This window comes from Nocardiopsis alba DSM 43377 (genome assembly GCF_000341225.1).
GTDB lineage: Bacteria > Actinomycetota > Actinomycetes > Streptosporangiales > Streptosporangiaceae > Nocardiopsis > Nocardiopsis alba.
The window spans coordinates 360,970-379,138 of record NZ_ANAC01000011.1; the positions used below are offsets into that span (position 1 = coordinate 360,970).

General features: G+C 69.6%; 18 protein-coding genes. 14 read left to right on the forward strand and 4 right to left on the reverse strand.

Translation table 11 applies throughout. The features are described 5' to 3' along the window. Window positions 1-9 precede the first annotated feature (9 nt). Window positions 10-1,686 (forward strand): aa3-type cytochrome oxidase subunit I, encoded by a 1,677-nt coding sequence (gene ctaD / locus D451_RS26430; RefSeq protein ID WP_017534501.1) that lies wholly within the window; start codon window positions 10-12, stop codon window positions 1,684-1,686. Between the two features lie 40 nt (window positions 1,687-1,726). Next, window positions 1,727-2,089, forward strand: coding sequence for a hypothetical protein (locus D451_RS0111445; RefSeq protein WP_017534502.1), 363 nt, complete (start codon window positions 1,727-1,729; stop codon window positions 2,087-2,089). Between the two features lie 420 nt (window positions 2,090-2,509). Here the strand turns inward: D451_RS0111445 and D451_RS0111450 are convergent, their stop codons facing one another. Both D451_RS0111450 and D451_RS0111455 read right to left on the reverse strand, forming a co-directional pair. Continuing rightward, window positions 2,510-3,109 (reverse strand): DUF4333 domain-containing protein, encoded by a 600-nt coding sequence (locus tag D451_RS0111450; RefSeq protein ID WP_017534503.1) that lies wholly within the window; start codon window positions 3,107-3,109, stop codon window positions 2,510-2,512. A 227-nt stretch (window positions 3,110-3,336) separates the two neighbouring features. Then, complete coding sequence (locus D451_RS0111455) at window positions 3,337-4,263, reverse strand: alpha/beta fold hydrolase (protein ID WP_017534504.1); 927 nt, start codon at window positions 4,261-4,263, stop codon at window positions 3,337-3,339. A gap of 329 nt (window positions 4,264-4,592) precedes the next feature. On the opposite strand from D451_RS0111455, the gene D451_RS0111460 reads away from it, so the two are divergent. The 11 genes from D451_RS0111460 to D451_RS0111510 all read left to right on the forward strand — a co-directional run bounded on the left by D451_RS0111460 (window position 4,593) and on the right by D451_RS0111510 (window position 14,430). Next, entirely contained in the window at window positions 4,593-5,756 is a 1,164-nt protein-coding gene (locus D451_RS0111460) for a sensor histidine kinase (RefSeq protein ID WP_017534505.1), read from the forward strand. Continuing rightward, entirely contained in the window at window positions 5,753-6,415 is a 663-nt protein-coding gene (locus tag D451_RS0111465) for a response regulator (protein WP_014911812.1), read from the forward strand. Before D451_RS0111460 ends, D451_RS0111465 begins: the two co-directional genes overlap by 4 nt. 91 nt (window positions 6,416-6,506) lie before the next feature. Then, on the forward strand, window positions 6,507-6,968 hold the full coding sequence (locus D451_RS0111470) for an NUDIX hydrolase (RefSeq protein ID WP_051067464.1): 462 nt from the start codon (window positions 6,507-6,509) through the stop codon (window positions 6,966-6,968). A gap of 223 nt (window positions 6,969-7,191) precedes the next feature. Beyond that, window positions 7,192-7,443 (forward strand): metal-sensitive transcriptional regulator, encoded by a 252-nt coding sequence (locus D451_RS0111475; RefSeq protein ID WP_014912014.1) that lies wholly within the window; start codon window positions 7,192-7,194, stop codon window positions 7,441-7,443. A gap of 240 nt (window positions 7,444-7,683) precedes the next feature. Next, window positions 7,684-8,256 carry a rhodanese-like domain-containing protein gene (locus D451_RS0111480; RefSeq protein ID WP_017534508.1) on the forward strand — a complete coding sequence of 191 codons (573 nt, stop codon included), beginning with the start codon at window positions 7,684-7,686 and terminating at the stop codon, window positions 8,254-8,256. 113 nt (window positions 8,257-8,369) lie between these two features. Beyond that, on the forward strand, window positions 8,370-9,749 hold the full coding sequence (locus tag D451_RS0111485) for an MBL fold metallo-hydrolase (RefSeq protein ID WP_017534509.1): 1,380 nt from the start codon (window positions 8,370-8,372) through the stop codon (window positions 9,747-9,749). 137 nt (window positions 9,750-9,886) lie between these two features. Beyond that, on the forward strand, window positions 9,887-10,759 hold the full coding sequence (locus D451_RS0111490; protein ID WP_152472864.1) for a sulfite exporter TauE/SafE family protein: 873 nt from the start codon (window positions 9,887-9,889) through the stop codon (window positions 10,757-10,759). 88 nt (window positions 10,760-10,847) lie between these two features. Continuing rightward, a complete protein-coding gene (locus tag D451_RS0111495) occupies window positions 10,848-11,822 on the forward strand; it encodes an arsenic resistance protein (protein WP_017534511.1) in 975 nt (324 codons plus the stop codon). A gap of 120 nt (window positions 11,823-11,942) precedes the next feature. After that, window positions 11,943-13,145 carry an aminotransferase class V-fold PLP-dependent enzyme gene (locus D451_RS0111500; RefSeq protein ID WP_017534512.1) on the forward strand — a complete coding sequence of 401 codons (1,203 nt, stop codon included), beginning with the start codon at window positions 11,943-11,945 and terminating at the stop codon, window positions 13,143-13,145. A 226-nt stretch (window positions 13,146-13,371) separates the two neighbouring features. Next, entirely contained in the window at window positions 13,372-13,983 is a 612-nt protein-coding gene (locus D451_RS0111505) for a TetR/AcrR family transcriptional regulator (protein WP_017534513.1), read from the forward strand. A gap of 186 nt (window positions 13,984-14,169) precedes the next feature. Continuing rightward, the gene (locus D451_RS0111510; RefSeq protein WP_014908525.1) at window positions 14,170-14,430 is read left to right on the forward strand and encodes a PspC domain-containing protein; all 261 of its coding nucleotides are present in this window, start codon (window positions 14,170-14,172) and stop codon (window positions 14,428-14,430) included. A gap of 165 nt (window positions 14,431-14,595) precedes the next feature. Here D451_RS0111510 and D451_RS0111515 read toward each other — a convergent pair whose 3' ends face one another. Further along, window positions 14,596-15,933: an MFS transporter gene (locus tag D451_RS0111515; protein ID WP_014912026.1), complete on the reverse strand. Its 1,338-nt coding sequence runs from the start codon at window positions 15,931-15,933 to the stop codon at window positions 14,596-14,598. A gap of 226 nt (window positions 15,934-16,159) precedes the next feature. Then, on the reverse strand, window positions 16,160-16,510 hold the full coding sequence (locus tag D451_RS0111520) for a metallopeptidase family protein (protein WP_014911118.1): 351 nt from the start codon (window positions 16,508-16,510) through the stop codon (window positions 16,160-16,162). Window positions 16,511-16,595: 85 nt separating this feature from the next. Here D451_RS0111520 and D451_RS0111525 point away from each other — a divergent pair, with 85 nt between their 5' ends. Then, window positions 16,596-18,155, forward strand: coding sequence for a metallophosphoesterase family protein (locus tag D451_RS0111525; RefSeq protein ID WP_086003592.1), 1,560 nt, complete (start codon window positions 16,596-16,598; stop codon window positions 18,153-18,155). Window positions 18,156-18,169: the final 14 nt, after the last annotated feature.

The window sequence follows — 18,169 nt, forward strand, 5'->3', positions numbered from 1 at the left end:
AGGATCCTCATGACGGTTGAGACGGAAACCCGGACCTCCGCCCCCGAGGGGGTGGGGAAAAAGGGTTCGATCATCGTCGCATGGCTGACATCGACCGACCACAAGGTCATCGGGTACATGTACCTGATCACCTCGTTCTCGTTCTTTCTCATCGGTGGCCTGATGGCGCTGGTGATGCGCATGGAGCTGTTCTCTCCGGGGCATCAGGTCGTTTCCAACGAGCTGTTCAACCAGATGTTCACGATGCACGGCACGATCATGCTGCTGTTGTTCGCGACCCCGCTCTTCATCGGGTTCTCGAACGTGATCATGCCCTTGCAGATCGGGGCGCCCGACGTGGCCTTCCCCCGCATGAACCTGTTCAGCTACTACCTGTTCCTGTTCGGTGGACTCATCACCATCGGAGGCTTCCTCACCCCGGGCGGCGCCGCCAGCTTCGGCTGGTTCGCCTACCATCCTCTGGCCGACGCGGTCCGCTCCCCGGGTCTGGGCGGCGACCTGTGGATCATGGGCCTCATCGTCTCCGGTCTGGGCACGATCCTCGGTTCGGTCAACTTCATCACCACCGGTCTGTGCATGCGCGCCCCCGGTATGACGATGTTCCGCATGCCGATCTTCACCTGGAACACCATGCTCACGGGTGTTCTGGTACTGCTGGCCTTCCCGGTCCTGACCGCGGCCCTGATCGTCATGGGCGCCGACCGCATCGTCGGCACCCACGTCTTCGACCCGGCGCACGGCGGCGCCATCCTGTGGCAGCACCTGTTCTGGTTCTTCGGCCACCCCGAGGTGTACATCATCGCCCTGCCGTTCTTCGGCATCGTCACCGAGATCCTGCCGGTGTTCAGCCGCAAGCCGATCTTCGGTTACAAGAGCCTCGTGGCCGCCACCATCGCGATCACCGGACTGTCGATCACGGTGTGGGCGCACCACATGTTCGCGACCGGTGCCGTGCTGCTGCCGTTCTTCTCCTTCATGTCCTTCCTCATCGCGGTCCCGACCGGTGTGAAGTTCTTCAACTGGGTCGGCACGATGTGGCGCGGCCAGCTCACCTTCGAGACGCCGATGCTCTTCAGCCTCGGGTTCCTCGCGACCTTCCTCTTCGGTGGTCTGACCGGGGTCATCCTCGCCTCGCCCCCGCTGGACTTCCACGTCACCGACACCTACTTCGTGGTGGCCCACTTCCACTACGTCGTGTTCGGCACCGTGGTGTTCGCGATGTTCGCGGGCTTCTACTTCTGGTGGCCCAAATTCACCGGAAGGATGCTCAACGAGAAGCTCGGGAAGTTCCACTTCTGGCTGCTCTTCCTGGGCTTCCACGGCACCTTCCTGGTGCAGCACTGGCTCGGGGTCGCCGGTTTCCCGCGTCGTTACGCCGACTACCTGCCCACCGACGGCTTCACCGAGCTCAACCGGATCTCCTCGATCTCGTCCTTCGTGCTCGCCGCCTCGACGCTCATCTTCATCTGGAACATCGTCCTGACCGTGCGCAACGCCCCCAAGGTGGAGGTCGACGACCCATGGGGCTACGGCTGCTCGCTGGAATGGGCCACCTCGTGCCCGCCGCCGCGACACAACTTCACGACGCTGCCCAGGATCCGTTCCGAGCGCCCCGCCTTCGACCTGCACCATCCGTACGTGGGCTCGCCCGCCCGGACCGATCCGGAACGCGGTCGGGCGGACTGAGGCACGAACATCCCATGGTCAACGGAGAGGAGAACCTGTCGTGAACGTCGAGGCCCGAGGGAGCGGAGGGGCTTCCCAGAGAGGCCACGCCGTCGTGGTCTTCGCCCTGCTCCTGTCGATGGCGGGTCTGACGATGGTCTGGACCTGGACCGGGAACGTCCTGTTCGTCGTCGCGGGCGCGGTCCAACTCCTGGTCGTCGTGCTGCTCTGCGCGAAGGACCGGTTCCAGGGCACGTTCGAGGTGATCGGCGGCCCCTGGGACGGGGCCCGCATCCCCCTCGACCGCGTGAACCCGAGCACGGACGTCCTCGTCCTCCGGTCCCCCGACGGGGGTGGCGCCCGTTACGCGGTGACGGGTCTGCGCAACCTCGTCTACCGAGGCCAGACCGGGACCCCCGAATAGGTCGTGCTTTTGTGGATCATTCCGCCCACCCGTCACCCGCCACCACCCTCAACGGACGCCTACGGCGCAGCCCGAACTCCACGTCACCCGCCACCACCCTTCACCGGTCGCGCTGACGCGCGTGGTGTTTCACGCGGTGCCGGGCTTCCTCTCGCGGCGCCGCCCGTTCAAAGCAAGCACGGACGAGGACAGCCGAACCCGGGCGGGCCCCCGCTGTGCGACCCTGCGGAGCTCGCGTAGCGGGGCACAGTAGGGGCGGCTTCGCTCGTCGTCCGGTGAGAGATCGCCCGGCGGCCGCTCGCTGAGGACCGGCTCCGCCGGTGCCTGCGAAAGCATCCACGAAAACACTCCCTAGCATCCTCGGGTGCCGTGGGCGACGTCGCCCACGGCACCCGACGTGTACGGGGGCCTCGCCGGGGGTTACAGCGGGGCGTCGTCGACCTTGACGTCCCACTCGACATCGGTCCCGTTCACCGCGGTCGTCGTGACGGTGACGCCGTAGTTCATACCGCCGTCCACGAGGTTGCAGCGGATCTCCGCGCCCACCTCGGCCGGAAGCCCCTCGGAACAGGTGAGCTCCTCGGGCTCCTGCCCGACCACGGCCGCCAACTGTTCGGCCGACACGCGCGCCACCTCGCTCGCGGGGACCCGGCCATCGCTCCCGGCGGCCGCCGTCTCCTCCTCGGCCGGGAGGTCGTCGACCACGACGTCCCACCGCACGTCGTTCCCGTCGACCTCGGTCGTCGTAACGGTCACGCCGAGGCTCTCCCCACCGTGAGTGAGCTCGCAGCGGATCTCCGCGCCCACCTCCGCCGGCAGGTCCTCGCCACAGGTGAGGTCGTCCGGGGCCTGACCGATCTGCTCTTCCAACATCTCGCTGGACCGTTCGGCGACCTCCGCGGCGTCCACCGCGGAGGGGCCGCCCAGGCTGAACTCGAACGAGCAACCGGTGGTCAGGAGCAGAGGCAGAGCTCCGAGGATCGCTCCGGTGATGATTCCCTGACGGTGGATCTGCCGCATCGTGAACTCCCGATGTTCGTCGCTATACCGAGGTCATGGACTCCGACCGGGGCGTTCTGGTTCCACCTCGCGTCGAAACGATATGTATTCCGTCCTTTTCGTCGCTCAGGGTGCGCGAGGCGCTCGTAGGAGTCACGGTTCCGATCCCGGACATGACGAACGGCGCCGCCCGTGTTCGCGGGCGACGCCGTTCACAGACCCGCCGGTCCCTTAGCCGGCGGTCTGGTCTACCCGGCGGCCTGGTCGGTGACGGTGCGGATGGCGTCGAGGGCGACCTCGGGCTGGTCGACGTGGATGTAGTGGCCGCTCTCCTCGGCGACGGAGAGCCGGCCGGCGGTGGAGACCTCCAGCCATTTCTCCTGGCCCTCGGTCCACACGCGCTCCAGGTCGTCGCCGTACTCGGCGATCTCGCCCAGGTACCGGACACCGTGCCGGACGATCTCCACCGGGATGTCCCCGGCCGAACGCACCTCCGGGTCGCTCTCGATGGTGATGTTCTCCGGGTTCTCGCCCTGGAAGATCGCGAGGTTCTGCGCCCGTACCTCGGCGCCCTCACCGGTGGCGGACTCGGGGATGACCCTGGTGATGTCGTCGATCATCGTCGGGGAGGTGGCGTCCAACAGCACCAGCCCCTTCACCCGGTCCTGGTCGTCGGGGGCGTAGCGGGCGGCGATCAGCCCGCCCAGCGAGTGACCCGCGAGCACGACCTCCTGGTCGCCGGCGATGTCGTCGAGGACCGCGCGCAGCGTCGCCTTGCCGTCGTCGATGGTCTGCGGACCGGTCGGCTGATCGCTCTCACCCTCGCCGAAGCGGTCGTAGGAGCAGACCCGGTCCTGCTCGCTCAGGGTCTCCTGGATGTCGGCGAGGGTGTCCAGCCCGTCGCCCATGCCGGCCATCAGGACGATCACCGGCCGGTCCTGGACCGGGGCGCCGGAGCAGGAGACGTTCACGGAACCGCCCTCGACCTCCAGCATCTTGGTGCCGGTGAACAGCTGTCCCTCGGTCATGACCTCCTCGGCGGCGGACTCCAGGTCGGTCCGGACCTCGCCGAGCCCGTCCCGGACCTCGGACGCGATCGAGCATCCGGTGAGGCTAGTGACGGCCACGGCGGAGAGCAGGGCGGTCAGAGCGGTGGTCCGAGTGGTGCGGGTCATGAGGGCCTCCGGTAAGGGGATCGGGGGTGGCGAGCGGGGGCGCGCTCCGGGCGGTGCGGGGGGAGTGTCCCGCTCCGCGGCCGGTGTGCCGCGACCGAGAAGAACGTTACGGATTCCGCGATCCGGGGTCGTCACCACAGAGTGGACACTCGCGTGTGGCTCTCATGGGGGACAAGCCCGGGTCGCCCTTCGGCGACGGCCCCACCTGCGTCGACGTTCCCCTCCTCTCGAATGGCCTCCCTCCGGGCACGGAATCCGATGCCACGGCGGCCGGAGATCCTCGCTCACAGGCGCTCCAGGGGTGCGGACAGCGCCACTACACTGCCCCGGTGACCAGACTCCGGCGGCTCCAAAGACTCTGGCGGCGACTCGACGTCACCGTGCGCGACCTCCCCCTGGGTCTGCTGCTCCTCGCCTTCTCCCTCATCCCCTCGCTCCACGGCCACGGCACCCAGTTCGGGGGAGTGGCCGAGCGCCCCTTCGATTCCCTGGGCCTCCTCGCCGCCGCCCTCCAGTGCCTGCCCTTGGCGGTGCGTAGGAAATGGCCGGCGGTGTGCCTGGCGCTGGTGTCGATCGGTTTCGCCCTCGACCAGCTGTCCGGCTACCACCTGTTCGCGGGCACCGCGCTGCCCATCGCGCTGGTGAGCGTCGGAGCCCACCTCCACGTGTACCGACGTACCGCCGTGGTGGCGGCCTCGGTCTTCTACGTCCTGCTGTCGGTCGCGTTGCACCGGGTCGGCGAGGGCGAGACCCTGCCCGAGTACGTCGTGTTCTTCCTGGCGTTGACGCTCGCCTGGGGGATCGGCTCGTGGCTGCGCTCCACCCGCATCGCCGAGGCCGAACGTCGACGCCTGCTCGCCGAGGCCACCCGTACCGCCGAACGCACCCGTATCGCCCGCGAACTCCACGACGTGGTGACCCACCACGTGACCGCGATGGTGGTCCAGGCCGAATCGGCGCGCTATCTGACCGCGGCCCCCGACAGACTCGACGAGACTCTCGCCTCCGTCACCGACACCGGACGGCGGGCCATCTCCGATCTGCGCCACCTCCTCGACGTGCTCAACCCCGACCACACCACCCCCGCTCCCGAGGACGACGAGGGTCTGCTCGCCGTGGTGGAACAGGCCCGCAAGGCCGGCCAGCCGGTGGAGTTCACCGAGGAGGGCACCCCGGCCGCCTCGCGCGGCAGCGCCGACCTCGTCGCCCACCGTGTCGTGCAGGAATCCCTGACCAACGCCCTCAAACACGCGCACGGAAGCCGCACGACGGTCCGTGTCCATCACCGCCCGGAGGAGATCACCGTGAACGTCGGCACCGATGGAGTGGGCCGTTCCGGCGTCGTGCCCGCAGGGAGCGGGCGGGGCCTGATCGGTCTACGCGAACGCGTCGAGGTCCTGGGCGGCGACCTCACCGCGGGCCCGCGCGAGGACGGCGGCTTCACCGTGAGCGCCCGTATCCCGGCCGGGGTCTCGGCGGGTGAGGGAGAGTGAGCGCTCCGATCCGCGTCCTGGTCTGCGACGACCAGGTACTGATCCGCACCGGCCTGGTCACCATCATCGGCGCCCAACCCGACATGGAGGTCGTGGGCGAGTGCGGCGACGGCGAGAGCGCGGTCGAGCTCGCCGAACGTCTGCGCCCCGACGTCGTCGTGATGGACGTGCGTATGCCGGTCCTCGACGGTATCGAGGCCACCCGGCGCCTGGCCGGTTCCGAGGTCGACCATCCGATCAAGGTCCTCGTGGTGACCACGTTCAACCTCGACGAGTACGTCTATGAGGCGTTGCGCGCGGGCGCCGGCGGGTTCCTGCTCAAGGACGCGCCCCCGGATCGGCTTCTGCACGGCATCCGTACGGTGTTCACGGGGTCGGCCCTGCTGGACCCCGAGGTCACTCGGCAGTTGGTCGGCAAGTACGCCGCCCGGATCCGGCCCACCCGGGACACCATCCCCGACGACCTTCCGCTGACCCCCCGTGAACTGGAGGTCCTGCGCCTGATCTCCGACGGGCAGTCCAACGGGGAGATCGCCCGGAGCCTGTTCATCAGCCAGGAGACCGTGAAGACGTTCGTCTCGCGCATCCTGACCAAACTGGGGCTGCGCGACCGGGTACAGGCCGTGGTCTACGCCTACCGGCACGGATTGGCGACCTGATCGGGGGCGGTCGCGTCTCGGGCCGTCCCCGAAGGGGAGGGGCGTGGGTCCCATCGACCGTTCCGTCGTCGGGGGCGTTCATGATGGCCCCATGAACGAAAGCGGAGGCGAGGCCCGCCTCTCCGGGGAGGCGGCGCTGAGCGTGCAGGTGTTCCCGGTCCGCGAGGGGCGGATCCTGCTGACCCGGCGCGGCCCCGACCTGCCGTACGCCCCGGGGCTGTGGCACGCCGGGGTGGCGGGGAAGGTGGATCCGGGGGAGGACGTCGTGACCGCCGCCCTGCGCGAGAGCGCGGAGGAGCTCGGCATCGGGGTGAGCGCCGACGACCTGCGGTTCGTCCACGTCGTCCACGACGGGCGAGGGCCGCGGGGGTGGGTCCACTTCTTCTTCCTGTGCCATGAATGGACCGGTGTCCCCCGTAACCGGGAGCCGCACAAGCACGATGAGATCCGCTGGTGGTCGCCGGACGAGCCCCCGGTGGACATGGTCGACTACTGCGCGGCGGCACTGCGTCGCATCCTGGCGGGGGAGGTCTTCTCACGCCGTTCCGGTTGAGCCGGACCCGCGGGCCGGTACGATCGCCCTCGATATGAGGGTGGTCACGAACCCCGGGCCTCCCATCCTCCTCGGAACCGCGCGGAACCCCGTTCCCTACGGGTCTCGTGTGATGGGGGAGGGGTGCGCGACGTCGTCGGTGTGCGGTCGATCACTGGCGAAGATATACACCCGGGGGTATGTTGTGTTCCGTGAGCGAGGAGGGACCCAGATGAAGCCTGAGATGGTGGGCGACGCCCTGACCCGATTGAAGCGGGCCCAAGGGCAGCTTTCCGGTGTGATCTCGATGATCGAGGAGGGCGAGGACTGCGCCGAGGTGCTCCAGCAGCTCGCCGCCGTCTCCCGGGCCCTGGACCGGGCCGGTTTCAAGATCGTCGCCGGCGGTATGCGCCACTGCAACGCCGCGCGCGAGCGGGGCGAGGAGCCGGAGCTGACCGAGGCCGAGCTGGAGAAGCTGTTCCTGTCCCTGGCCTGATCCGGTCGAGGGGCGAGCGTGAGCCGATCATCGTCGGTCACGTGTGAGACCAGGATACCCCCCGGTGTATGGGAGGATCTGCGGCGCGAGAATGTCGCCGACGACCCGATCCCGTGACACGGGCCGAGGGGGTCCACCCAAGAAAAAGCGGGTCCGGGCCTTTCTTCCTTGCGCGAGGCGCCGAACCCCGACCCACGGATACTCCCCGGTGTATCCGACCACCCTGACGAAGGAGAACCCATGTCCGATCGCACCATCGGCGTCCACGCCGTCCGCACCCTGTTCGAGTCCGACCCGAACACCCTCGTGGTGGACGTGCGCACCCCGGCCGAGTACGAGAGCTCGCACATCCCCGGGGCGATCAACCTGCCGTCCCAGCGGGTCGACCGGCACCTGGAGCGGATCGTGGCCGACGCCGGCGGCCGACTCGTCCTCGTCTGCCAGTCCGGGCAGAGGGCGCGCGGTTGCCAGGACAGCCTGGCCGCCGCCGGCCTGAGCGACACGGTGGTCCTGGACGGCGGCATGAACGCCTGGGAGTCCCAGGGCGGCGCCGTCGTCAAGGGGCGCAGCAGATGGGCCCTGGAGCGGCAGGTCCGGCTCGTGGCCGGAAGCATCGTCCTCGTCTCGGCGGTGGCCTCCCTGTGGTGGACCCCGGCCGTCGCCATCGCCGGGTTCGTCGGAGCCGGGCTGACCTTCGCGGCGGTGACCGACACCTGCGCCATGGGCATGGCCCTGACGCGCCTGCCCTACAACCAGCCGAAGAACCACGTCGACATCGAGGACTCCCTCGCCCGCATCGGCGGCCGACGCTGACCGTGGGTTAGCGGGCCCCACCGGGCTCGCGACCGACACCGCACCACGACGTTCGGATACTCCCCGGAGTATCCATCGGATCGAAGAGAACACCCCACCCGGAAGGAGACGCCATGTTGTTGGAACGCGTCTATGACGAGGACCTCGCCCAGGCCGGTTACCTCATCGGCTGCCAGGCACGAGGGGAGGCCATCGTGGTCGACGCCCGCCGCGACGTCGACGAGTACCTCGCCCTCGCGGAACGACACGGCATGCGCATCACCCACGTGACCGAGACCCACATCCACGCCGACTACCTCTCGGGCACCCGAGAGCTCGCCGAGGCCACCGGAGCCCGGATCCACGTCTCCGGCGAGGGCGGAAAGGACTGGCAGTACGGCTTCGCCGCCGAGCGCCTGTACGACGGGGACACCATCGAGATCGGCAACGTCACGGTGCGCGCGGTGCACACCCCGGGGCACACCCCCGAACACCTGTCGTTCCTCATCACCGACGGGGCGTTCAGCGACGACCCCGGCTACCTGCTCTCCGGCGACTTCGTGTTCGCCGGTGACGTGGGCCGCCCCGACCTGCTCGACGAGGCGGCCGGGGAGGTGGACACCCGCTTCGAGGGCGCGCGCCTGCTGTTCGCGGGGCTGCGCGACGTCCTCCTGGCCTTGCCCGACCACGTCCAGATCCACCCCGGGCACGGCGCCGGAAGCGCGTGTGGGAAGGCGCTCGGCGCCCTCCCCTCCACCACGGTCGGATACGAACGCCTCAACGCCTGGTGGGCCCCCTACCTGCGAGAGAACGACGAGCGGGGGTTCGTCGAGGAGTTGCTCGGCGGACAGCCGGACGCCCACGCCTACTTCGCCCGGATGAAGCGGCAGAACAAGGAGGGGCCGCGGATCCTGGGCCGGTCGACGCCGCTCCCCGAACTCTCCACCGAGGAGGTCGGCGCCTCACTGGACGCCGAGGAGATCGTCTTCGTCGACACCCGTCCGCACACCGAGGTGCACCGGGGCACCGTGGCCGGCGCGCTGCACATCCCCGGCCCGGACAAGGCGGCCACCTTCGGGGCCTGGGCCTACGACCCGGAGACCGAATCGCGTCCCCTCGTCCTGCTGGCGTCCGACCAGGAGACCGCCCACCGGTTCCGCGACCACCTGATGAGGGTCGGTATCGACGAGGTCGCCGGCTACACCACCGGTCTGACCGGGCTGCCCGAGACCGTGCCGAGCGTCATCACCGCCGAGGAGCTGGAGGGCTTCGAGTCGGCCCTCGTCCTGGACGTGCGCAACAAGGGCGAGCACGCGTCCGGCCACATCCCCGGATCGCGACAGCTCAGCGCGGGCCGAGTCCTGTGGCACCGCGACACCCTGCCCGAAGGGCCGATCGTGAGCTACTGCCAGTCCGGTCTGCGCAGCTCGGTGGCGGCCGCGGCCCTGCGCCGCGCCGGCCACGACGTGGTCGAACTCGAAGGCGGCTACCCGGCCTGGCTCCTGAACCGCTGACCGTTCGCGAACGGTGGGGCCCGCCCCCGTCGGCATGACCGCCACGAGGACGGGCCCCGCCCCGCCGCCCCGACGACCGTCGTCCTCCGGCCGTCCGCGCGGTTCCACGTCACAGAGAGAGTGAGAGACGGATGTACATGATCGTCGTGATCGGCCTCGCCGTGGTGGTCGGCCTGGCCCTCGGGCTGCTCGGGGGAGGCGGCTCCATCCTGATGGTCCCCCTGCTGACCTACGTCGCGGGCATGGCCCCACAGGAGGCCATCGCCGCCTCGCTGTTCGTCGTCGGGGTCACCTCGCTGACCAGCATGGTCGCCCACGCGCGCCGCGGGAACGTCCAGTGGCGCACCGGAGCGGTCTTCGGCGCCGCGGGCATGGTCGGCGCCTTCCTCGGCGGGCTGGTCGGCGGGCACCTTCCCGGAACCCTGCTGATGGTCGCCTTCGCTCTCATGATGGTGGCGACCGCGGCCGCGATGCTCCGAGGCAGAAGAGGCGCCTCCACGTCCACCGGTGACGGTGCCGAGCGGAGACTCCCGCTGCGGAGGATCGTTCTCGACGGCGTGGTCGTCGGGGTGGTCACCGGTCTGGTCGGAGCCGGAGGAGGGTTCCTCGTGGTGCCCGCCCTGGCACTCCTCGGCGGACTGTCCATGCCGGTGGCGGTCGGGACCTCCCTGCTCGTGATCTCCATGAAGTCCTTCGCCGGACTGGCCGGCTACCTCACGACGGTGACCCCGGACTGGGGGCCGATGCTGGCGATCACCGCCGCGGCCGTCGTCGGCGCGCTCCTGGGCGCACGGCTGACCTCCCGCGTGCCCGAGGCCGCCCTGAGGAAGGGGTTCGGCGTCTTCGTCCTGGTGATGGGCCTGTTCGTCCTCGTCCAGGAACTTCCGGGCGTGATCGGCCTCGCCCTGGCCGTGGTCGCGGCGGTGATGGCGGGCGCCGCCCTCATGTGCCGCCTTCTCTGGGAGGGCTGTCCTCTTCGAACGGCCCCGAGCGGCGCCGGCGGTCTCTGACCCGGGCCCGGGGACCGGGGCGACCCTTCGAGTCGACTCGAAGGTCTACCGTGGACAGGGCCGGTCCCCCTCAAGGAGAACTGAACCCATGTCGTTGGCCGAACGCCTCCAGAGCCTCTTCGTGGCCCTGGCGGCCCTCGCCGGTCTGGGGGCGGGCCTGCTCCTGCCCATCGGCCCGGCCGCCGAACACGTGGTGCTGCCCGCCCTGCTGGCCATGCTCGCCTGTGTCTTCGTGCAGATGGACGCCGCCCACGTGGGCGAGGTCCGTAACGCCAGGACCCTGGTGGTCGTCAGTCTGGTGTTGAACTTCGTCCTCACCCCGGCCCTGGCCTGGGCGCTGGGCGCCGGACTGCTGGGCGGCGAACCCGACCTGCGCATCGGACTCCTGCTGCTGTTGGTGACCCCCTGTACGGACTGGTATCTGGTCTTCACCGCCATGGCGCGCGGTCACACCGGTATCGCGGCCGCCCTGCTACCGGTCAACCTCGTCCTTCAGCTCCTCCTGCTGCCGGTGTACGTGCTGCTGCTGGGCGGACGGGCCGCGATGGTCGACGTGGGCACGCTGGCCGAGTCGGTGCTCCTGGTACTCGTGGTGCCGCTGGCCCTGGCGATGCTGCTGCGCTGGGCGTCGCAGCGCTGGAAGGGGGCCGACTGGCGGGAGCGCCGGATCCTCTCCCCGGCCGGAACCCTCGTGCTCCCCCTGCTGTACGCGGCCGTGTTCGCGATGTTCGCCTGGCAGGCCCGGGTCGTGCTCGACCACGCCGCGGACCTCCTGGTCCTGGTGCCGCCCCTGCTGATCTTCTTCGTCCTGCTGCCCCTGATCGCGACCGGGCTCTCCCGCCTCCTGAAACTGCCCGCGGCACAGCGGGTGACACTGACCATGACGGTCACCGCGCGCAACTCGCCGATCGCGCTGGCCATCGCGGTGGCGGCCTTCCCCGACCGGCCGCTGATCGCGGTCGCCCTGGTCGTGGGGCCGCTCCTGGAACTGCCGGTGCTGGCCCTCCTGGCCCAACTGGTGCGGGTGCGCGAGGCCCGTGGGGAGCGGGCCTCCCGAGGCTGAGCCGGGCCCGGGCCGGGTGTGGGAGGGGTGTGCGAGGGAACAAGGATCCCGGCGCCCCTCTCGTTCCACCCCCTCTGGGAGGGCGCGCGACCCCCCGGTGAACGAGGAACGGTGGAGCACATGACGATCGACCCGGAGACGACCGCACTCGACACCCCCGGCTGCCGGAACGGCCAGGTCTTCCTGGACAGCGCGGGCTCCTCCCTGGCGCCCGCGCGCGTGGCCGACACCGTCGTCGACCATCTGCGCAGGGAGACGGAGATCGGCGGCTACCGCGCGGCGGCGGAACGGGAGGAGGACCTGGAGGCGGGCTACTCCGTCTTCGCCGAACTGCTCGGATGCGCCCCCGAGGAGATCGCCTTCACCGACAGCGCCACGCGGTCGTGGTTCGCGGCCTTCCGGTCGATCCCCCTGAAGGAGAACGACCGGATCCTGATCACCGAGGTCGAATACGGAGGCAACGCCGTCGCCATGCTGCGTCGGGCCGAGGCGGTCGGGGCGAGCGTCGAGGTCGTTCCCTCCGACCCCTCCGGAGAAGTCTCCCCGACCGCGCTGCGCGAACTCCTGGACGAGCGGGTCAGGTTCGTCTCCCTCGTGCACGCCCCCACCAACGGCGGCCTGCTGAACCCGGTACGCGAGGTGGTGGACGCCGCCCACGACGTGGGGGCCCTCGTCCTCCTGGACGGATGCCAGTCCGTGGGCCAGATCTCGTGCCGAGCCGACGAGACCGGGGCCGACTTCATCGCCGGGACGGGACGCAAATGGCTGCGCGGCCCGCGCGGGACGGGTTTCCTGTACGCGCGCCGCTCCATCCTGGACGATCTGATCCTGGACGAGATCGACCACCACGGCGGGGAGTGGACCGCTCCGGACCGGACACGGGCCCGCGACGACGCCAAGGTGTTCGAGCTCTGGGAATCGAGCATCGCGGACCGGCTCGGGCTCATCGAGGCGGCGCGGTACGCCCTGGAACTCGGCGTCCCGGAGATCCGTGAGGCGGTCCGGGGCATCAGCGGCCGGCTGCGCGAGGGGCTCGCCCGGATCGAGGGTGTGAGAGTGCACGACCTGGGGGCCCGACACTCGGGGATCGTCACGTTCGACGTGGAGGGCGTGCCGGCGCCCGAGGTCGTGGCCGCCCTGGCGCGCGCCGACGTGACCGTGACGGTGAGCCGAGAGGCGTCGACACGGATCGATATGGAACGGCGCGGCCTGACGGAGATCGTCCGGGCCTCGCCGCACTACTTCGTCACCCCGCAGAGGGTGGACCGGGCGCTGGAGCTCGTCGAGGGCATCGTCCGAGGAGCCCGGAACGGGGGAGCGTAGCCCGGATCCCCCATGGGTCCGGTGCCGACGGGCGTTCACGCGGGGCCTTCGACACTTACCCCGTGTCACCGCCGTCGTGTACTTTCTAGCAACGCGTGCCCCCAAGGGCACGCTCCGCACGCGGGTCCGGTCCGTAAGGGCCGGACCCGCGTGCGTTGGGTGAAAAAATACACATTGAGAATGTTTGCACGGTCTGAAATTATTGGTCGTGTACTGGGGAGGACCGATGGGGCTGCGAGAGAGAAAGAAGCAGGCCACGAGGCGTGCACTCCAGGGCGCCGCGGTTCGGCTCACCCTGGAGCGCGGACTCGAGAACGTGACCGTGGAGGAGATCGCCGCCGCGGCCGAGGTCTCCGCGCGCACCTTCTTCAACTACTTCGCCACCAAGGAGGAGGCCCTCCTCGGGGACGGACCCTTCACACCCGGTGAACACGAACGCGAGGTGTTCGTCGAGGGCGGGCCCACCGGCGACTTCGTCGAAGACCTCATCGACCTGCTCATCGACTCCCTCCTGGGCTCCGGAGACCTCGCCACGCACCAGGCCGAGGCCGCCCGACGCAAGGAGCTCCTGGACCGCGAACCCCAGCTTCTGCCCGGTTTCCTCGCCCGACTGCATCGGGCCGAACAGGAACTGGCCGCCGCCATCGCGGAACGTTCCGGCACCCCCGCCGACGACATCCGCTCCTCGCTGATCGCCGCCTCCGCGATGTCCGTCATCCGGCACACCATGAAGCGTGTCCCCTACGGGGACGATCCGGATATCGAGGCGGCCCGTACCCTTCTGCGGCACGCCTTCCGCTCCCTGGGAGAGGCCTTCGGGCGCGACGAGCGCCCCTGATCGAGGCCTTCGCCGACATGTGTGGTCCAGATCTCCGGAACGTCACACCAGCCCCATCCGTCACACCTCACGCGGGGTTCGGCCCCGCCGAGGACCCTCCCCCGGAAGGGCCGGGGGGTGGAAGTCAGGGGCGGCCCAGGGCTGTCCCCGATGGGAAACGTCGCACCGAACGGGCAGGCTGGAACCATGAGCGAGAACTTCGGGAGCAAACGACTCCAGCGCAGTGATTCCGACCGTTTCCTGACCGGTGTCTGCGGCGGTATCGCCGCCTACACCGGCATCGACTCCACCCTGATCCGTGTCCTCTTCGCGGTCTTCACCCTGCTGGGCTTCAGTGGTGTGTTCGTCTATATCGTGGCCTGGCTGCTGATGCCGGCCGAGAGCGAGCGCCGTTCTCTGCTGGAGCAGATCATCCGTAACTTCCAGGGAAAGCCGAGTGATCGATGATGTGGAGCTTGAGGGCACACCCCGACTGGCGACGTCGGGACGCGCGCGTCCAGTGCGAGGAGCACGAGGCCGAAGAGGCCTGCGAGCCCCGTGGTGACCACGGGGGTACGGAGTGCTGACCCCGACCCGTGAGACCGTGAGGTCGGAGAGGGCCGGCCGGGCGGTCTAGGCCGCCTTCTCCGACTCGGTCTCCTCCATACGGGCGATGACCTCAGCGGACCGGCGGGACCACAGGACCGCCAAGAGGACGCCGAGGACCAGGGAGGCCGCGCCGGCCGTGACGATCACCGGACCGGTGCCGAAGGACTCCACGTAGTAGCTGGACACCAGGATGCCGACCCCTTGGGCCACCTGGATGCCCGAGGCCGCCAGGCCGAACGCCTGGGCCCGCCCCTCCCGGGGTACGCACAGGACGAAGGCCGCGTTGGCCACGAACTGGTAGGAGCCGGCCGCGCCGCACACCGCCAGGGCGAGCACCATCGCCCACAGCGGCATCTGGAAGACCCAGAGCAGGAGCGGGACCGACGTCAACGCGGCGAGCGGCCCCAGCAATCCGATCCTGGTCGTCGGAGGGACCAGACGGGTGAGGATCAGGCCGCCGAACAACGCCCCGATCGCCGCTCCGGCCATGATGAACCCCGCCGCGGTGGGGCCGCCGCCGGCCTCGGCGGCCATGGGCGTGGCCAACCCGTAGGGGATGCCGTACAGACCGGCGAGCCAGGCCATCAGGATCAGTACCCGCAGCTTGGGGTCGGAGAAGACGAGCTTCGCGCCGTCCCGGAACATCGACAGCAGGTGGGGGCGGCGTCCCGTCGTAGCCGGACCGTCGGACGGAGCCTCCTCGCGCGGGGGCAGCGGACGCGCCTTGACGCCCACCAGCAGGATCAGCGCGGACAGGGCGAAGAGCAGCCCCGTCCCCATCACCGTCACGTTGGGGCCCACGACGGCCACCGTCATACCCCCCGCGATCAGACCGATGAGCATGCCCAACTGGGCGGTCAACTGGATGATCGTGGTGCTGGCCACGTAGCGCTCGCCCTGGATGATCTGGGTGAGCAGCGCCGCGCGGGCCGCGGCGAAGGGGATGCCCGGCAGGACCGAGAAGAACATCAGGCACCAGATCGCCCAGATCGGCATGCCCGGTACGCCGATGAGGACGATGACGCAGGCCCGCAGGACGTCGCAGGCCACCATGACCCGACGCCTGGGCAGGAGATCGGCGAGCCCGGAGAGCAAGGGGCCGCCGATCAACGGCGGCAGGAAGTTCAGCGCGAGCGTCACACCGGTCGCGAAGGCCGACTCGGTGACCTTGTAGACCAGCAGCGCGGTCGCGATGTTCAGCAGGTTGGTGCCGATCACCGACAGGGCGTGGGCCAGCCAGATGGAACGGAACTCGCCGATCGCCATGACGTCGCGGTAACTGCTCCGCCATGTGTCGTCCCGTTCGGTGGAGGGCGCGCGCTCCTCGTCACCGGGGTCCCTATCGATGTTCGGATCGCCCACCGGGCACTCCCTACTGTTACCGGGTTGTGATCACGCTGAGTCGTATCCCCATGACCAACGGTTCCGGAACGCGGGCCGGCCTGCAAGCGGGTCAGGAGTATTCGTATCTGATTCGTTGCTCCCGGTAACACCCGTGAATGCTGTTCTGCGCGGGGAACCCACGCGATGCACGGATCGTTCTCGCAGGTGAGGGCGGTGGAGCGGCGGACTTCCGGCCAGGGGCGCCTCAGCCCCAGCCGAGCTCGGTGAGACGGTCGTCGTCGATCCCGAAGTGGTGCGCGATCTCGTGAATCACGGTCACGCGGACCTCCTCCACCACCTGCTCCGGGGTATCGCAGATCCCGCAGATGTTGTTCCGGTAGATGAAGATCCGGTCGGGGAGCACCCCGAAGTACGCGTCGCCCCGCTCGGTGAGCGGGATCCCCTCGTACAGGCCCAGGAGCCCCTCCTCGGACTCCTCCTCGACCGTGATCACCACGTTGTCCATGAGCCGGGCCAGTTCGGGAGGGATGCGGTCCAGGGCGTCGGCGACCAGTTCCTCGAAGTCCCTACGTGTCAGTTCCACCACACCTGTCATTGTGGGGCCTCCACGGCGCGGGGCGGAAGAGACATAACACTCTGCGCGGGAGGAAGCATTGGGAACGGCCCCCGGCAACGGCATGATGGGGGATGTGTTGTCACAGATCCGCGCTTACGACCTTCGTGGTGCCCTCGACCGCACGCGCGAGCTGCTCGGCCGTGTGCGCGCGACCCTGGGCCGATGGCGCTCCGGACGCCCGTGGCGCTGGAGCTGTGTCGTCGTGGCCGGTCTGCTCGGCGGTTGGCTCGGCCTGGCCCTGGGCGGCCAGGTGGTCACCCCCATCGGCCCGGCCGACGTCACCTTCTCGCTGAGCCCGCAGTGGCACGGGGAGACGGTCGTCAATGTCGCCCCACTGGGGCAGCTGGCCTTCGACACCCACGCGGCGCCGCTGCGGATCGAGGCGGCCATCACCGACATCCGTCTGTCCGCCGCGGAGGAGATGTTCACCGACCCCGAGGCCATCGACCGTATGGCGGCGGGCATCGGAGCCGACCTCACCGACGGCGTGATCGCCCTCGTCCTGCGCTCTCTGATCGTGGCGGTCCTCGGGGCGGCCCTGATGGGGTTCCTGCTGTTCCGGAACGCCCGGCGCGCCCTGGCGAGCGCCCTCATCACCCTGGTCGTCCTGGTGGCCTCCGGGGGCGCGGCCGCCCTGACCTTCAACCCCAGCGCCATCGCCGAGCCGCGCTACACGGGTCTCATCGCGGGCGCTCCCCAGGTGGTGGGCAGCGCCGACGACGTGGTCAGTCGGTTCAGCGAGTACCAGGAGCAGCTCGCCGGCCTCGTCGGCAACGTGGCGATGATCTACGAGGCCACCTCGACCCTGCCGGTCTACGACGAGGACGAGTCGGTCATCCGCGTCCTGCACGTGTCCGACATCCAGCTCAACCCGGCGTCCTGGAGCATCATCGGCACCCTGCGGGAGCAGTACGCGGTGGACGTGATCGTGGACTCCGGCGACCTGACCGACCGGGGCAGCGCCGCCGAGGACGCCTTCGCCGAGGAGATCGGCAAGCTGGACGTGCCCTACGTCTGGGTGCGCGGACAGCACGACTCGATGGGCACGCAGCGGGCGGTCGCGGCCCAGCCCAACGCGGTGGTCCTCGACGACGACGTGGCCGAGGTCGGAGGACTCACCTTCTACGGGGCGGGCGATCCCCGGTTCACCCCGGACGCCACCCGACTCAACCCCGACGCCGCCGGAGTGGCGGCGCTGGGTGAGGAGCAGGCCGCGTCGATCGCCGGAGGAGACGACGACGTGGACGTGGCGATCCTGCACACCAGGACCCAGGCCCGCCCGTTCGACGGGGTGGTCCCCTTGGCCCTGGCCGGGAACGAGCACAGCAGATCCACCGAGCTCACCGACCTGGGCACCCGGTTCCTCGTACAGGGATCCACCGGAGGCGCGGGTCTGAGCGGTCTGGAACAGGGCAGGGGACGGCCCACGCCCTATCAGGCCTCCGTGCTGTACTTCGACGCCGAGACCGGAAGACTCCAGGCGCGCGACGACATCGATCTCGGGGGGATCGGCCTCACGTCCGCGCAGGTCGAACGGCATATCGAGGCCGACCCGGACCGTGTCGTCGGTGAGGTGCCCGAAGACGAGGACGAGGGTTCTCCGAGCGAGGAGCCCTCGTCCTGACCCGGGACCCGGCT

What these genes read in the sequence shown, in the direction of transcription:
- D451_RS0111485 (WP_017534509.1), top strand. Translation starts at nt 8,370, where the DNA reads ATGTTGTTGGAACGCGTCTATGACGAGGACCTCGCCCAGGCCGGTTAC.
- D451_RS0111470 (WP_051067464.1), top strand. Translation starts at nt 6,507, where the DNA reads ATGAACGAAAGCGGAGGCGAGGCCCGCCTCTCCGGGGAGGCGGCGCTG.
- D451_RS0111505 (WP_017534513.1), top strand. Translation starts at nt 13,372, where the DNA reads ATGGGGCTGCGAGAGAGAAAGAAGCAGGCCACGAGGCGTGCACTCCAG.
- D451_RS0111455 (WP_017534504.1), bottom strand. Translation starts at nt 4,263, where the DNA reads ATGACCCGCACCACTCGGACCACCGCTCTGACCGCCCTGCTCTCCGCC.
- D451_RS0111500 (WP_017534512.1), top strand. Translation starts at nt 11,943, where the DNA reads ATGACGATCGACCCGGAGACGACCGCACTCGACACCCCCGGCTGCCGG.
- D451_RS0111520 (WP_014911118.1), bottom strand. Translation starts at nt 16,510, where the DNA reads ATGACAGGTGTGGTGGAACTGACACGTAGGGACTTCGAGGAACTGGTC.
- D451_RS0111525 (WP_086003592.1), top strand. Translation starts at nt 16,596, where the DNA reads ATGGGGGATGTGTTGTCACAGATCCGCGCTTACGACCTTCGTGGTGCC.
- ctaD (WP_017534501.1), top strand. Translation starts at nt 10, where the DNA reads ATGACGGTTGAGACGGAAACCCGGACCTCCGCCCCCGAGGGGGTGGGG.
- D451_RS0111510 (WP_014908525.1), top strand. Translation starts at nt 14,170, where the DNA reads ATGAGCGAGAACTTCGGGAGCAAACGACTCCAGCGCAGTGATTCCGAC.
- D451_RS0111450 (WP_017534503.1), bottom strand. Translation starts at nt 3,109, where the DNA reads ATGCGGCAGATCCACCGTCAGGGAATCATCACCGGAGCGATCCTCGGA.
- D451_RS0111475 (WP_014912014.1), top strand. Translation starts at nt 7,192, where the DNA reads ATGGTGGGCGACGCCCTGACCCGATTGAAGCGGGCCCAAGGGCAGCTT.
- D451_RS0111495 (WP_017534511.1), top strand. Translation starts at nt 10,848, where the DNA reads ATGTCGTTGGCCGAACGCCTCCAGAGCCTCTTCGTGGCCCTGGCGGCC.
- D451_RS0111490 (WP_152472864.1), top strand. Translation starts at nt 9,887, where the DNA reads ATGATCGTCGTGATCGGCCTCGCCGTGGTGGTCGGCCTGGCCCTCGGG.
- D451_RS0111480 (WP_017534508.1), top strand. Translation starts at nt 7,684, where the DNA reads ATGTCCGATCGCACCATCGGCGTCCACGCCGTCCGCACCCTGTTCGAG.